The organism is Porphyromonas sp. COT-290 OH860 (assembly GCF_000768935.1).
Classification (GTDB): Bacteria; Bacteroidota; Bacteroidia; order Bacteroidales; family Porphyromonadaceae; genus Porphyromonas.
Genome location: NZ_JRAR01000072.1, coordinates 46,648 through 62,401 on the forward strand (window position 1 = coordinate 46,648; position 15,754 = coordinate 62,401).

Consider the following 15,754-nt stretch of genomic DNA (forward strand, 5'->3'; position numbering starts at 1 on the left):
GCGGTAGCCCAGTGTTCCGATTGCGGGAAAGGGCTGTGCTCCGAATGTGCGGGAAAGTATCAGCCGATACTCTGTACACCTTGTTTTCAGAATAGAAAACGCAGCGAGATTTGGCGAAGTATCTTCTGTATGTTGTTTCTCATCGCCTTGTTTGTCATAGGTTTCAAGTGGAACTTCTTGGCGACCAAAGGCTTTGAGGATATGAGATGGATGTCCGGATATGTGCTGATGGCGATATGGTCGGGCTATCTCTTCGTGGAGAAGTTTATTCCCTATAAGATGGTTGCGGGGACAAATGGACAGTGGATTGTTTACTATATTATCAAACTGCTCCTCTTTGTCGTCATAGGAGTTTTCACCGCACCTTTCACCTGCCTGTGGGCTGTCTACAGAGTTATCAGGGCTTTTCGGTAAGAGGATGCAAATTCTCCAACTAAGGGTTGGATTTTTCTAATCTTCTTTTGCGAGACACGAAGAGTTTCTGCGACCAATAGTTGCAGAAACTAAATCAAGGGAGGTACTCCGAAACCGGAATACCTCCCTTTTGATTTACTGCATCTTGTGTTCTCTTCATTTCGGCTCCCTTATAAATGAAGAACGCCCCTCAAGTATGCTGTCTTTCGACGCGCCTGAGAGGCTTATTGTCTTTTAGTTATATCCTGCAGAGAAGTATAACATCATCCCAACAATACCTCTATGTCACACCTCAGAAAGTCTTCCAACGAAACGCCTCCCGAGCCCACGACAAAAGATTTCTTGGGATGGAATGCCTCCACAAAGACAGGAAGACCTGAGTTCATCCCGCGACGACCGCTTTTCACCTCAATAGCTGTCACCTCACCATCGTTTACGATGATGAAATCCACCTCTTTGTCCTTATCTGCCTTGTTCCTTGCAGGCTCTCGCCAGTAATACACTTGATAGTCTGCCTCCTCTGCCATGCCCAGCAAATGAGCACCTACCGCACTCTCCACCCATCGCCCCCAAAGCGTCGTGTCCGTTCTGTCCATAAGGAACGACCTGCCTTTATATGCCGTCAGCAAGGCGTTGTTGTACACTTGGTATTTGGGAATGGAGCCACGCTTTCGGGCCTCATCATTGGCATACTTTTGCAATCCCGTCAGCAATGCACACTGGTCGAGTATCTCCAAATACGAAGCCAACGTAGTCACGTTGCCGGCATCCTGCAGTTGTCCCATCAGTTTTGTCAGAGAAAGTATTTCGGCAGAATAACCGCACCCTAACTCAAACAATTGTTTCATAAGGGCAGGCTTGTAGATGTTGGAGGTCATCAGTACATCCTTTTCGATGGCGGGAGCCACCAACGAATCCTTGATATACTTACGCCAACGCTTTTCGTCACCAATCATGTGGGCTGCACCGGGATAGCCGCCAAAGTAGATGTACTCGTCGAGTGTCACTCCGAAAGCGTCGTGCATCTCCTGATAGCTCCAATGCCCGAGGCGAATAAGTTCAAAACGCCCTGCCAACGACTCCGTAAGTCCTCTCTTGAGCAACAGACGGCTGCTGCCCAGCAGTACCACCTTCAGATTGACATGCTTGCGCGTGTCCTCGTCCCATTCTCTCTTGACCACCTCGCTCCAATTGTCAATCTTCTGGATTTCATCAATCACAAGCAGGCGTTCAGCCTCTCCACGGAGTGTCATGGTGGTTCGTGCTCCTTCCCACACTCGGCGTATCCAGTCGCTGTCTTTCGGATCGACGGCATCTGCTACTTCTACCGAATATGGAATAGGTACGTCCTGCAGCACCTGCCCTACGAGAGTAGATTTGCCTACTTGTCTCGGACCTGCCAATACTTGCATAAAACGCCTTGGCTCCTGAATGCGTGCTTTCAGCGTGTGATATTGTTTGCGAATATAGTTCATGCTCAAATCTAATGATGGATTTACTCAATTGTGATGAGTATTTTACTCAATTCTGCATGTAAAAATACTCAATTCTCTCTGTTTCTCCAAATAAAATTGCCGTAAACTTAAGGTAATCGGCAAATGAGAGGGAGAGAGTTCCTCCTTTTGATTCACCGTTTCTTGAACTTGCCGCCTTTCAGGTCGCTCTCCACCATACGCTTGTTCAGCTTCTCTCGGAGTTCATCAAGAAAGTAGGTTCGGCTGTCATCCTTGCGGCGTTTCATGTTCATATAGACGTTGTAGCAGTTCTTGATTTCTACACCAAAGATTTCAGAAAAGGTATCTGCCAATTCTTCTATACCGATTTCACCATCGTTAATACAGTCACAGGTATCGAGTGCATAGAGTAGTTCGACCAAGTCGGTTGCTTTACCTGTCCAATGGATACAGAAGGAATTGGATTGCAAACTCGGAGGTGATAAAGATAAAACTCCTTGCATTCGCATATACCATAATTCTAACTCTTTGTCAATGACGTATAGCAGCTCTGATACATTTTTTCCCCATCTCCGTTGTTAATCCGCTCTTTTCGTAGATTGTTTGTAAATGGAATCGAGTGTAACAAAGAGCCCGAAATAAAGATTGTGGATTTCTTTCCGTTTCGCTTAGTTTTATTACATCCTTGATAAAACTATCACAAACAGCCCTCATTTGGATTGCTGTCAAATCATTTGAAATTAGTTGTTCAAATGCAGTTGTTTGTATAAGTCGTTTCATATTGATAATTTATTCATTATAATCTCGTTTTCCTCTTTGTATTTCAATTGTTCATCTTTTTGTTCGATTGCAGGTTCTCCACATACAGAGGCAAATGATGGAGATTTGTAGTATCCGTATCGGTTCTAACTTGAACTAGAGGATAAAAAAGAGGGCAAAGAAGAAAGCAGAGGGTTCTGCTCCCGTCTTCGCCCTCTTGGTTATAGGCTATGATTTACTTGCCAATCCATTCTATTGCCATAGGGTTTCCTACAGTGGTTATCATAGGAGTTGGATTGACCTCAGATGTCCGAGGATTGAGATAATAGATTCCTTTGGTCGTTGCTGAAGCATTGCAGATGGCCAAGCCGTCTTTATACTTAGAGACCAATACACCATAGCCGTTGGACAATTCCAGTCCTTCAATTTTCGTCATCTTCTGATTGTACAGGTCAAATACAACGGCTCTGCTTGCGATAGCGGCATGCCCTGTTTCGCCAGGCTTGTAATAGCCCGGAACATCAATGTATCCGTAGGCTTTGCCGCTGGCTATATAACAGATAGAAGCCGCAAATCCGGCCGTTTTCTCTTCTCTTTCAATAGTTGCTCCGGTTATCGTCCAATGATATGTGGGGTCAAAATCCGTTTCGCCCTTTTTGATTCGCAGTATGCCAGCCTTATGTCCTGCTACCATTCCGAAATTGCCGAGACAAGAGATGTATATATCCCCTTTTTCATCCATGAACAAAGACTTCGGGTCAATGGGACGTGTAGCTTGAGAGAAACCACTGGCTTTCTCCGAAATCATCTTGACCAGCTTGTCCGTCTTCGAGTCAATGACGGCTACATCTGCTTGTTTGTAATCTTTAGGGCTTGTCCAGCCTCCCACCATCTGACTTAGACCTGCAAACACGTATCCGTCACGTTCTATCATAATTCCTATGTCGGGATTATTGTCCTGTATGCCCAAAGATGTCAGGTCTATCTCTCCCGTCTTCTGCATTGTCTCGGGATTGAAAATGTAGATTACCCCCAATCCGGCAAGCGACAGATACGCCTTTGTCGGAGACAGCTTGACGAGGCTGTTGGCACTGTTGTTGGCAGGCAATGGCATACTGCCCACTTTCTGCAAACCACTGTTTGTGCGGCGATACTTGATCAGTTCATTCTTGTCCATAGTCATGTGATAGCTTGGGAAGACATAGACCTCATCACCTATTACCATGGGGTAAGAACTGCCAAAGGGAACATTTATGCCATTTTTATTGTCAACAGCCATCGTCGTGCCCAACTTGGGCTCGTCAATGAGTTGCATATAGACTGTTCCATCCATGCCCGTAGCATTGGGCAAGGCTGTCAGTAGCAGTACATTTCCCGTACCTCCTGCTATGGGAGTGTCCGGATCGTTCTTGTCACATGAGTTGAGACACAGTGCAGCAAACATGGCTGCTGCGAAAATCATTTTCTTTTTCATTGCTTTTTTTGTTTAATTGATTATTAGATGATTGATTACTTGAACACATATCTGAATCTGACGATGAAACTACGTCCTGGCAAGGGGCGATTGAATTCGCTGATCATTTGCGTATCGGTCAGGTTGTTTATTTTCCCCATAATGAAGTAGCGTCCATTGCCGAAACTCTGCTCAAAGCCCATACTGCATGAGAAGGTTCTCGGTATGCGATGCTGCTGGAACTGGCTTTGCTCGAAATCATAAAGGTATTCTTCCACGAATGAGGCATCGGTAAATATGCGCGTGTTCATTCCTCTGCCTCCGAATAGATTCTCCTTGTGAAACTCCAGTCCTGCATTTGCCATCAGATAAGGTATATTGGGCATACGGCTGCCCTTCGTCGGATTGGCAATGGTGGTGTTTTGTTCATACCTACGCATATCTCGCAGGTCTTGATAGGTCGCGTTTACGTAACCATAGAGCCAACGTGTGACATCGGCTTTCACCTCTGCTTCCACACCAAGAGTCCTCATCTCGCCAAAATTTTGATACTGCGATTGCAAGAAGCCTCCCGTAAAGCGAATCATGTCCTGTAGATACATGTAAAAACCATTTACTTCTACTTGCATGTTGCTGGGAGACTTTCCTGTCAGGTCAAACATCATTCCCACGTTTACACTTGTGTTGCGTTCAGGAATCAAATTGCCCGCAGGAGCTATTACATATCCATCGCCCAGCAGTTCTTCTTCCGATGGAAGCCTTACATCATACCCGAGTGACGCTTTTGCCATCAGGGTGGGAGTGATACGGTAACGAAGCGCATTGCTGATGCCGAAATCATTCTTGCGAGTATCTATATCTTCCGCTGAATTTGTAAGAATACTTGCCATCCGCGTTTTCATCAAATAGTGGTAATACTTGATATTGACAGAATTGAGGAACTTATCGTCTGAAGAGCGATAGTCGTAGTTCAATCCCGCCACCCAGTTGAGCATATTGCTTGGAAATTCAGTACGGTAGCCAATGACCTTGTCCTTTATTACATCCTTGGGGTTGGCACGGGCATATTTCAGCAAAGAGTTAAAGTTGACCGAATGGTTTTCATTGACAAGATAGTTGAGATTCAATTTGTGCTGTAATTGGTGCTTATCATTCGTCAATAATGAAGCCCATTTGCCGATTTCGCCACCAAATTTGGAAGCCGCCGGATAATGCGTTCCGTCCCAATGTGTGCGATGAGAGGCGGTATCGGCAAAATTATAGTTGGTGTAAATATATCCCAGTTGCCAATCCAAGTCCAGCCCTTCCAAGAGAAAGTTGTCCTTCTCCATCTTATTGGCGAAAATAAAAGCGTTGGAATGGCTGTGGGCATACTGAATATTTGACTCTATCCCCTGTATATCCTTATAGGTATGTATGAAGACAGGTTCAAATTCCACCAAATCAAACCACCACTTCCGAGCCTTAAAGCTGCCGCCGATAACCGTCTTCTTAAACTTGTCGTGATCTCGGGTTATCGTAAGCCCCTCCTGGAAGGGAGACTTCATCTTGTAGTTATTGTCGGAATGGTTATAAAAACCTCCTAACCCGAACTCGATACCTTTTGAAGCAATGTTCATCTTGCTCACCACAGATGCTTTGTGGGTATTGAAACTTCCATAAGAATAATTCACGTCCAAATACTTGGGAGGATACTCTTTGACGACAATGTTTACGGCTCCTCCCACGGCAGATCCTCCGAACTTGGCGGGAACAACACCTTTATATATCTCAATGCGATCAATCATTTCCACCGGAATATCATTGATGTCGATAAAATCGGAATTATCGTTCATCGGATGCCCGTCAATGAAAAGTCCAATACGTTTTCCTTCCAACCCACGTACCGAAATACGAGAAGCACTGCCCACACCACCCATCGTCCGCACGGTGATACCGGCAGTCTTTGCCAGAACATCCTGCACATTGTTGACCGTTCCTTGTATCTGACTCATGCTGATTACGGATATAGGCATTGCCTGCTCCCGTATCTTACGGGCTTCGCTCTTGCCCATCACAATAACCTCTTCAAGCGATTGGGATTGGGCTTTCATGCGGATGATGATTTTCTTGCCTCTCTCCTTACCTACTGTGATCTTACTGGTTTGCGCGTGGTAACCCATAAATTTCACGGTAAGCGTATAGGTGGCTGGGGGGATGTCAGAAAAAGAGAACTCCCCATGCCCATTTGCTGCAACGCCCTTTTTCAGTTCCTCTATAAAGATGGTTGCACCGGGTAGCGGTTCTTCGCCTGAATCGTCGATAACTATGCCCGCAATCCGTCCTCCCCCTGTTTGAGCGGAGACACTAAGGCTCATGAGCATTAGTGATAAGAAAAGATAGAGTACTTTCTGTTTCATTGTTTTATTGCTAAAAATTATATTTTGCCTTTGCCCATATTTCTGAATTGTTTTTGTACCTACCGAATATCCCCTCATTGCCTCCAAACCAATCATAACCTACCGATAGTTGAATGTGGTCATTCAGCGCATAGGAGGAGGTAAAGCGGCTGAACCATCCCTTGTGGTTGAGGTCGAAATAGGTGAAGTTGGATAATTGCAATGTGCTGTCCAACAGTTTTTTAGACACATTGAGCGTGAGGAGTGACTGATGACGAGGTTGTGCTATTTGATTTTCATATCGCAGAATACTTTCCGAAGAAAACTGCGCCATCACCATCCATTCATGAGGCGCATACCAATCCACGCCCACGAGATAATTCACCGTGTTGAAGCCCTTCTGCTCCATAGCTCCCGCCTCGGGTTTGTAGCTGAAATGCTTGTCCACATTGAATGCTGCTTCGCCACGTAGGACAAACTGCCCCAACGGCTTGGATATATCTCCTCCGAAGAATCCCATGCGGTAATATCGTGGAGATACGGCCATGTGGGTACCTGAAGATCGGTAGGTAATCACAGGCATCTTGTTCCACGTATGCAAGGCAGCAATGGAAAAATCCACTCCCGGCAAGGTAAAGCAAAGTTTTCCTCCATATTCCATGTTGGAAAAACGGAACTTTGGGTGGCTTCCGTCCTCGTGCCAGACAAGGGGCTGAACGGTATTTTTAGGCAGCACGCTCCATGGATTTCCGGCATCGGTCGGCAACTTATACCCCTCGAAGGTCGGTACGGCAAGCAGCTCTAACTTCATCTTCTCATTAAAGACAAAGAAGCGCAGGGCATTGACCGGCATACGGATGTCATCGTAGTCCTGTGCCAAGAACTCCGTCATATCCATCGGAGAAACCAAGTCGGTAATGCGCACTCCGTCTGCCACACCCCAAATGACCAGTTGCCGACCGAGGCGAAAGCCCCAGTGCTCCTCTCTGTGGTCGAGATATGCCTCCCGCAGTTCAAACCCCGTGCGTTCCTTCAGCAAGGCATTGTGGGTGGCATTGAACGAGACAAAGAGCGTCGAACTGCCAAAACTTTTCCCTATTTCACCCTTTACCCGGGTGCGTGAAGACATAAAGTCGTTCGGCTTCTCGGAACGGGCGGCATGATAGGTATCAACAAAGCCTTTGAGTTGCCACGATGAAACCCCTTCTTCCTGTCCCCATGCGGCGTGTAGGGACAAGAGTGAGAGAAACAGCAGCAAAAACTTTATAGAACGATTACTTGTGTTTGTCATCAGAACCTACCTTTCTCCAAAGTGGTAACATTGAATTTTGTCTCCTCCATGGGAAGGTCATACTTGGGATTCTTAATTTCAAGAATCGTTTGATGCTCTGTCTGCACATTTGTCATGTGTAGCTTCTGTGCAACCCAGAATCCTGCTACTTTGGCAATGTCCGATAATTCAAGACGGCGGTGCAGCTTCCCCATTTTGTCATAATACTCCACCTTGACGGCTATCAGACAGTCTTGGCGTATGAAGGCTATTTTCTTGGAATAAATCTCGCGTTTGTCTTTGGGCGTAGATTCCAATTTCCAACACTTATGCCCATCTATTTCTTCTTTACCCAGCAGTTTGTGCGTGTCCTCATCCACGTTGCGACTGCCCATATCATCATAGGTAAAGTCACTGCCCATAAAGTAATCTTGCTTAGCAGACGAGCCGCTGATACGTCGGGTTTTCTTCATGGCGGGCAGGTAGAGCCATTTATCATCGTCCTTGTCGGGGTTGTCATAATCCCACGTGAGAAACCCCGTACCTTTTACGTCACCGGGGTATTGGAAGAACATAATGCTCTTGCGGTCTTTCTTTCCTTTGCCCACGTCGATGGAATAAGAAATCAGTTTGCGCTCGCGCACTGCTCCGCGCTTATTAATCAGTTTCATCACCAATTCCGATTGACGGGTATCGCCATCGGGACGGTCTTTTACTTTTTGGGCAATCTCTCTGCCCGTCTGAGCCATTGCCGTGGCGGCAAAAGCCAATACCACCAAACTTGTTAAAATAATTCTTTTCATCATGATTGATATTTTGTTGTTGATTTTATACCATTGACTTTTCAAGCATCTTCCGATAGGTCGCTGATTGTGCCTGCAACTCTGCGTCAGTGCCCATAGCCTCAATCTTGCCTTGATTAAGCAGCACTATTTTATCGGCTCCGCGAATAGTACGCATCCGATGGGCGATGACAATGACCGTCTTGTTTTTAATCAGCTCCGACAAAGCCTCCTGTATCAGGTTTTCGTTTTCCACGTCGAGCGAGGCGGTGGCCTCGTCCATCAGGATGATGGGAGCATCTTTCAGTATGGCCCTTGCTATGGAGATGCACTGGCGCTCGCCGCCGGAAAGCCGCTCGCCGTTTTCGCCGATAATGGTGTCCATGCCTTCGGGCATGCGGTCGATAAACTCATCGCAGCGGGCTATTTTGGCAACGCGGGCCACCTCCTCGTCCGTAGCTCCCTTTCTTCCTACGCGGATATTCTCTTTTATGCTGGTGTTGAACAGCACCACATCCTGAAAGACAATGGCGTAGTTTTTCAGCAGCGTTTCGGGGTCTATCCGGCTGATGTCCTCGCCACCCAACAGTATCTTACCCTGCTGAATATCCCAGAAACGAGCTGCTAATTTGGTGAGGGTGGTTTTGCCGCTTCCGGAAGGACCGATCAAGGCGGTAACTTCTCCTTGCTTGGCGGTGAAGCTCACGCCGTTGATGACGGTATGGTCCTCGTAGCCGAACACGACGTCTTCGAAATCAATGCTGTAATCCTTGGGACTCATTTCCTGTTTGCCTTCCTGAACGGGCATGGTTTTAATCTCTTTGATACGCGTCACCACGCCGTCGAGCGCCACGATCATCGCCATAAAGGTGAGGATTCCCTCGATAGGCAGGTAGATGCTTGCCGTAAGGATGAGATAGGCGATATAGACGAGGATGTTGATTTGTCCGGCAATCAGCATATTGGCGCCGACAATCGCCACCGTGACGATGCCGAGCTTCATCAACATGCCTGCCAATGACGTGGCAATACCGGCGTAGAACTCCCCTTTCATCTTTGTACGGGTATTGCTGTCCAGCTTGTGGCAGAACTCGTTTAGTGACCGATCTTCCAGGTTATAGGATTTGATTTCTTGTATTTGGTCTATTTTCTCTTGCAAATCGTCGAACACTTCGCGACCGGTTTTCACGCATGCGTCCATGGTTTTCCGTTGTTTCCTTTTAGAAAGGGAAAAGAGCAGCAACGAGACGGGAATAACCCACAATGCCGCCAATCCGAGCTGCCAATTGTAGGCGAGTATCATAATGGAAACGATAATCGTGGAAATGGAAGTGGCATAGATATGCGGTACGGAGTGCGAAAATATCTGTTCATAAAGTTGCAAGTCGCTCATCATGGTTGCCGAAAGGTCGGACACATCGCGCTTGCCGAAATAAGAAAGTGGCAGTTTCTTCAGGCGGTTGGCTATGTCGATGCGCGAGTTGGCACTCTCGTTATAAACATTGTCGTAAAGGCGCACATAGTCCCACCTTGCCACGATAAACATCACCAACAGCATCACTACGATGATGACAATATAGTCGGCAAGAGTTAGTTCTGCCGGTGCGGGAATGCCTTCCAGACCGCCCAGATACTGAAACAGAAACATAAATCCGACGATGGGTGGAAACATCTTGGTCAGATTCAGGATCGTGTGCGAGAAGATAGATTTTTTCAAGTTCTTCGCTCCCTGATCCGACATGGCATATTTTTGCTTTAAGAAATTATTCATTTTTACCTCCTATTTTCCAGTTGGCAGCTTTTTGATATTCGTTCCACAGCTTTTTGTAGGCACCACCTTGGGTTAATAATTCGTTATGTGTACCGCTTTCCACTATTTTGCCGTTCTCCATCACAAGGATTCTATCGGCATTAACCACGGAAGAGAGCCTATGGGCAATCATTAATGTGGTTTTGTCCTTTGACAGTTCCCTGAACGAAGCCTGAATAATATGCTCATTTTCGGGGTCGGCAAAAGCGGTCGCCTCGTCAAGGATGACAAAATCGGCGTTCTTCAGGAAAGCTCTCGCAATGGAAAGTCGTTGGGCTTCACCGCCTGAGAAATAGGTCCCCTTGGTACCGTAAACCGTATCCAAGCCCTTTTCTAAATTATCGACAATCTCTTTGGCTCCGGCCCTGACAAGAGCTTGCTCTATCTCCTCATTGCTGGCGTTGGGATTACCCAACAATAAATTCTCGCGCAGGCTCATCTTAAAGAGCTTGGACATTTGGAATACAAAAGCGATCTTTCGCATCAGCGCCGTTTTCTCATATTCCTTGATGTTGGTGCCTCCGACTAAAATTTCGCCTTCATCGGCATCATAGAAACGGGCTGCCAGACGTGCCACGGTGGTTTTTCCGCCTCCAGAAACACCGACCAAGGCAACAGTTTCTCCTTTGTTCACTTTGAAAGACACATTGTCCAGCACTTTTTCTTTCCCGTATGAAAACGAGACGTTCCTGAACTCCAGACCATCTTCAATTGCAGTTTTTCTGCCATAAGCGAAGTCGTCGTAATCCAAAGCGACGTCAATTTTATCCAATGCCAACTCGGCCAAGTAGATGAAGTTTTGAATAGATGCACTACGCATCATAAAAACACCGAATACTGGACCTATCAACAGATAGATAACAGAATTGCCCAGCACCTGCCGCATGTCGCCGCCTGTGGTGAACAGCATGATGGCAACGGGTACCAAGAAGAATGCTGTGGAACTTGAAATTGCCTCGTACAGCGACATTTTGTTTTTGAATCCCATGCTCCACCGTACCACGAAATCTTTCATCTTTACGATGAGCGAATAGAAACGTTCGAAACTCTCCACGCTCTGGGCAAAGGTTTTCACGACCGGTATGCCGCGCACGTACTCCACCGACTCGGCGGAAAGGTTGGCAAGTCCTTCGTAGTATTCTTCCCGCATCTTCATACCCTTTTTGGTGCTCATGGTTGCCATCAACAACATGCTTATGACCATCGGTATCAGGCTCACCAAGCCTAATCGCCAGTCGAAAAGGAAGAAGAATACCAACAGCACGATGGGCGAAACGATGGTCATGGCAAAGTCCGGCAGCTGATGCGCCAGCATGGTGTGGGTCTCGCCCGCTCCATCGACAATGGTTTTGCGTAGGTTACCGCTTTCGCGGTTGGCGAAAAAGCCCAACGGTTTCGCCATCATCTTCTTCACACTGAGCTTGATGATGTTCGCCTCTACCTCAAAAGCGAAGAGGTGGGATACCATTAGCGCAAAGAAATAGAGCAGCATTCCTGCTGCGGCAAAACTCGCCGCCAGAATTGCATAGTACCGTATGGAAACTCCATCGACACTATTGCTCAAAATAATCCCGCTGACAATCTTATGGATATAAACCATAGGCATCAGCACCATAATACCCGATAGGGCTGAAAAAATCATCGCCAGCGGAAGCATATAGCCCTTCTTGCCTGCGTATGGCAGCAACCGCTTCAAAACGGGCGTTTTCTTCTGTTTTTTTGTAGTATTCATTTGTATTCAATTATGTTTGTTCACTCAACCCGAGTTTCGTTTGTATTTGTCTCCTTACCGAACAGGTTGAACTTTTGGAACAATATGGGAGTGACACAGAGATCGGCAAGCAGTGCCGATACAATACCTGCCACGGAGAGTACCCCCATGTGTATAAAGGAAAGGCTTTCAGAAGTAGTATAGACGGCAAAGTTGGTACAGATCACTATGCTTGTCAGCACAATCGGTGTTCCAATAGTGCGGAACGAACGGAGGATAGCCTCCCGGTAATTGCCCCGGCGGTCGAACTCCAAATGCCCGTGGTTGATAAAGTGAATGGTATCATCTACTGCCAATCCGAGAATCATCGGCATGATGGTGGCGGTCATCATATCCAACGGATAGCCAAACCATCCCATCAGACCGCCTACCACCAAAGCCGGGGTAAGGTTGGGTATCAAACCGATAAGTCCGATACGTACACTGCCGAAGACAAGCATCATCAGGATGCCGATAATCAGAAGTGAAATAGCGAAAGAAACCATCTGTCCGCGAGCTACATACTGCATCATCGCCGTAAACTGTGGAATGCTGCCTACGGTAGTGACTGTGGCTTTCGGGAAAAGCTTTTTGGCATGAGCAACTATATCGTTCAACTCCCGTTCTGTTTCTCCGGAATCGTATGAATTCATCTCGACCATCAGGCGAAGGCGCCGATAATCATAATCGATCCAGTACTCTGCCTCACTACCTCCTGCATTTTCATAAAGGAGTAGCAACTGTGCCACCTCTTCAGGATTGTGAGGGATAGTATAATAAGAGGCATCCCCATCGTGCAGGGTTTGGTTCAGGTCTTTGAGGATATTCAATACCGTGGTTGTGCGCTTGGTTAATTTATACCTGTCTACGTGTTGTGCTAAGGAATCTAATCGCACTAGGATTTCGGGCGATTTTGCCAATCCATTATCAGGCAGTTCTATCATCACATCATAGGTATAGACAGACCCAAGTTCACTCTCGCCCACTTCCAAGAGGTTGTTTACATAGGCTATCTTTCGCCCCATGGTTCGCTCCACGTCAAAGGCGGTCTCTATTTTGGTGAATTGATAGACAAGAGCGACAGTGATCATTCCGGTAAGCCATAGTATCAAAGTGCCGTGTTTAAGTACCCCTACCCCCATCTTCTCTAATTTTCGGTCTAACCATCGTCCGCCTGTTTCCTGCACTTTGGGGTGTGGTTTTCCGTCCTTACCAAAACTAAGGAGCACAGGCATCAATGTAATGGCTATAAAGAACGCCAGCATCACGCATGAAGAAGTCGCTATACCAATAAAACGCATGGGTTGCATTGGTATGGCAAGGAAGGAAAGCAAGGCGGCAAAGGTGGTGAGTGCGCTGAACAGCACCGGCCATCCCATTTCTCTCACTGTTTCTTCTACCGCTTGTTTCCTCTTTCCGTGTATGAGAAATTGGCGTTTGAAATAGGAATACACGTGGATGTTGTATGCAATGGAAACGGCAAATGTCAAGAGCATGGGAATCATCACCATGCCGCTATCTATTGTCATACCCACGTAACCTAACATACCGTAAACAATGACAATGGAGCCTACGGCAGTGACAAGCGGCACGACCACTCCTCTAAAGGAGCGCGTTACCAATAGCAGGATAAGTATGGAGATTAGGGTGGCGATACCCAGCACACGGGGCATTTCCTTATTTATCCATTTCATTTTCATGGCGGTAACATAGGGCAGTCCCGTTCCCTTGGGATGGAGCTTTTGGTATTTGTCCTTGGTGATGATATGCTCCAGCTCGTTACCCGTCAACACCTCAGGAGCAACGGCATTCTTCCCCTTGTTCCACACTGAGTCTTCTGGGAAAGTGCGCAGTTTGAGTATAATCCACGAGAGTGTCCCGTCTTTGGAAACAAGCCGCTCTGCAACGTGAGGTTTCAGGTAAGCCTTGTGGCGTATCTCCTCCAGTTTCGCCGGATCTGATGGGATAGTGTCCGGTACAATCTGTTCGATGTCAATGCCTTCTTCTCCACCCATCATAAACTCGATGTCGGTGAGCGACGTGATTTTGTCGGCATACGAAAGGCTGTCCATCATCTCGTTGGTGAGTTCACGGATAAGTTCCAAATTCTCTTTCGTAAACAAATTGTCGCATCGGGTCAGTACCGCTGCGAAATTGTCATTTCCGAATATATCCTTGAACTCTTCTGTCTTAACAAGCATCGGATCGTCTTCGAGAAAGTAGTCTTCCCACGAAGCACTCACCTTGAAGTATCTTAACCCTGTAAATCCTATGGCAAAGACGAGGATAGATAAGCTTAGTACCAGCCATCGTCTTTGTACCATCCATTTGCCCCGACGAGCAAACCAATCATTGATTCTTTCTATTTTCATATCATTTGCTGTTTGTAAGTTGTTTCATTCATTGAGGGCGGATAAAAGCGTTTCAACTTCTGATAATCGCTTCGATATTGTTGGCTCAAAAACGAACAAAAGTCTGTTCTGTTCAAAAACAAAGCGAGCCGCCCTAAGTGGGCGACTCGCTCTATGGAATACGTTATTGAAATATCCCGTTTCATACTTTTGATTGTTAAGGTAAGTCCCATAATTCTGTCTGAGTACATTCAGTACCGTTATTTTCGTCTTTCGTTGTAATCATCTCTTTATCCGAAATATCTTTACAATAGGTGTTTCTCCGATTTTGCGTAATCCAAGATTCCTCACAAAGGAAAAGTCCACCTACTCCCTGTACAAGAGTTAATTCTTCATTGTTAATAATATTAGTGACACTCATATACTGTTTGTTTTTATTCTACTGGAATAGGAGGAAGTCTTACTTCCAACCATTTTCTTTTCTCTGTTACATTCCACATTCATGAGCTTTTTCCATCCTCCCGTGCTAAAGTGGATATACTCACCAATAAAACATTCTATTTCCTCTTGGGAGAGTTCTTCATGCAGTACCACTTCTTTCATCATATTAATCCACCAAGAACAAGTGAAATGCATAAAGAATGGAGAAATCTGGGTGCGTAAATCCGGATAGAGTTCTTTCATTCTCTCCAGATATTCCATGCCGATTGCAGTGCTTTTTCCAATCCACCGCTCCCAATAGTCTTTGAGTCGGGAATCTTGTGTGTCGAGAAACAGCAACTTAAACTCTTTGCGATAACGGGTTATAATGCCCATCACCTCCTGCATGGATTTACGATGATACTCCTCAGAGGTGAAAATTTCAAGGGAAAGACTTTCGTTCCGGTTATGATTGTCCAGCATGCCGTTCATCGCCTCAAAAAGCGGATGTAGGACAACAGCCAGCAAATCATCTTTACAGGGATAGTAATTGTATATATTGCTCAGACCAACACCCGATAGTTTGGAAATTTCACGCATAGACACAGCCTTGTATCCTTTTTGGAGAAAGGCTTCCCGAGCTGTTTTTAGCAATAACTTGCGTGTATAATCCTTTGGCGTTTGCATAGATCGATATACATTGTCTCAATTTAGTTGCAAAGTTCTTAATATTTCCTTGCATAGACAATACCTAAAAATAGTGATTTTTGTCGGTTCTTCGTGATGCTATAGTTTTGCCCACACACAGTGTAAGGAGCCACTTCTATCCATATCGACGCCACAAGTACGCACTTATTTTACACCTGTAACACACTCTTTATCTATGGTTTACTTTTGTCCGTGCACCGCTGTT

General features: G+C 46.1%; 11 protein-coding genes. 1 reads left to right on the forward strand and 10 read right to left on the reverse strand.

Annotated elements, in window-relative coordinates; all coding sequences use genetic code 11:
- Positions 1-210: 210 nt before the first annotated feature.
- Entirely contained in the window at positions 211-414 is a 204-nt protein-coding gene (locus HQ41_RS09800) for a hypothetical protein (RefSeq protein WP_028897442.1), read from the forward strand.
- A 263-nt stretch (positions 415-677) separates the two neighbouring features.
- Here HQ41_RS09800 and HQ41_RS07975 read toward each other — a convergent pair whose 3' ends face one another.
- The 10 genes from HQ41_RS07975 to HQ41_RS08025 all read right to left on the reverse strand — a co-directional run bounded on the left by HQ41_RS07975 (position 678) and on the right by HQ41_RS08025 (position 15,528).
- Complete coding sequence (locus tag HQ41_RS07975; protein ID WP_036849987.1) at positions 678-1,889, reverse strand: ATP-binding protein; 1,212 nt, start codon at positions 1,887-1,889, stop codon at positions 678-680.
- A 152-nt stretch (positions 1,890-2,041) separates the two neighbouring features.
- Positions 2,042-2,377 (reverse strand): RteC domain-containing protein, encoded by a 336-nt coding sequence (locus HQ41_RS07980; protein WP_036845210.1) that lies wholly within the window; start codon positions 2,375-2,377, stop codon positions 2,042-2,044.
- Positions 2,378-2,862: 485 nt separating this feature from the next.
- Complete coding sequence (locus HQ41_RS07985; protein ID WP_036849989.1) at positions 2,863-4,101, reverse strand: DUF5074 domain-containing protein; 1,239 nt, start codon at positions 4,099-4,101, stop codon at positions 2,863-2,865.
- A gap of 35 nt (positions 4,102-4,136) precedes the next feature.
- Positions 4,137-6,479, reverse strand: a complete 2,343-nt coding sequence (locus HQ41_RS07990) for a TonB-dependent receptor (protein ID WP_036845226.1) — start codon at positions 6,477-6,479, stop codon at positions 4,137-4,139.
- 10 nt (positions 6,480-6,489) lie between these two features.
- Positions 6,490-7,749 carry a DUF1302 family protein gene (locus HQ41_RS07995; RefSeq protein WP_036845229.1) on the reverse strand — a complete coding sequence of 420 codons (1,260 nt, stop codon included), beginning with the start codon at positions 7,747-7,749 and terminating at the stop codon, positions 6,490-6,492.
- The gene (locus HQ41_RS08000) at positions 7,749-8,534 is read right to left on the reverse strand and encodes an outer membrane lipoprotein-sorting protein (RefSeq protein ID WP_036845232.1); all 786 of its coding nucleotides are present in this window, start codon (positions 8,532-8,534) and stop codon (positions 7,749-7,751) included. The genes HQ41_RS07995 and HQ41_RS08000 overlap by 1 nt, the downstream gene beginning before the upstream one ends.
- 22 nt (positions 8,535-8,556) lie before the next feature.
- Positions 8,557-10,281 (reverse strand): ABC transporter ATP-binding protein, encoded by a 1,725-nt coding sequence (locus tag HQ41_RS08005; RefSeq protein ID WP_036849996.1) that lies wholly within the window; start codon positions 10,279-10,281, stop codon positions 8,557-8,559.
- Positions 10,274-12,052, reverse strand: a complete 1,779-nt coding sequence (locus HQ41_RS08010) for an ABC transporter ATP-binding protein (protein WP_044190221.1) — start codon at positions 12,050-12,052, stop codon at positions 10,274-10,276. Before HQ41_RS08010 ends, HQ41_RS08005 begins: the two co-directional genes overlap by 8 nt.
- 20 nt (positions 12,053-12,072) lie before the next feature.
- Positions 12,073-14,442 (reverse strand): RND family transporter, encoded by a 2,370-nt coding sequence (locus HQ41_RS08015; protein WP_036850002.1) that lies wholly within the window; start codon positions 14,440-14,442, stop codon positions 12,073-12,075.
- A 396-nt stretch (positions 14,443-14,838) separates the two neighbouring features.
- On the reverse strand, positions 14,839-15,528 hold the full coding sequence (locus HQ41_RS08025) for a TetR/AcrR family transcriptional regulator (protein WP_044190222.1): 690 nt from the start codon (positions 15,526-15,528) through the stop codon (positions 14,839-14,841).
- Positions 15,529-15,754: the final 226 nt, after the last annotated feature.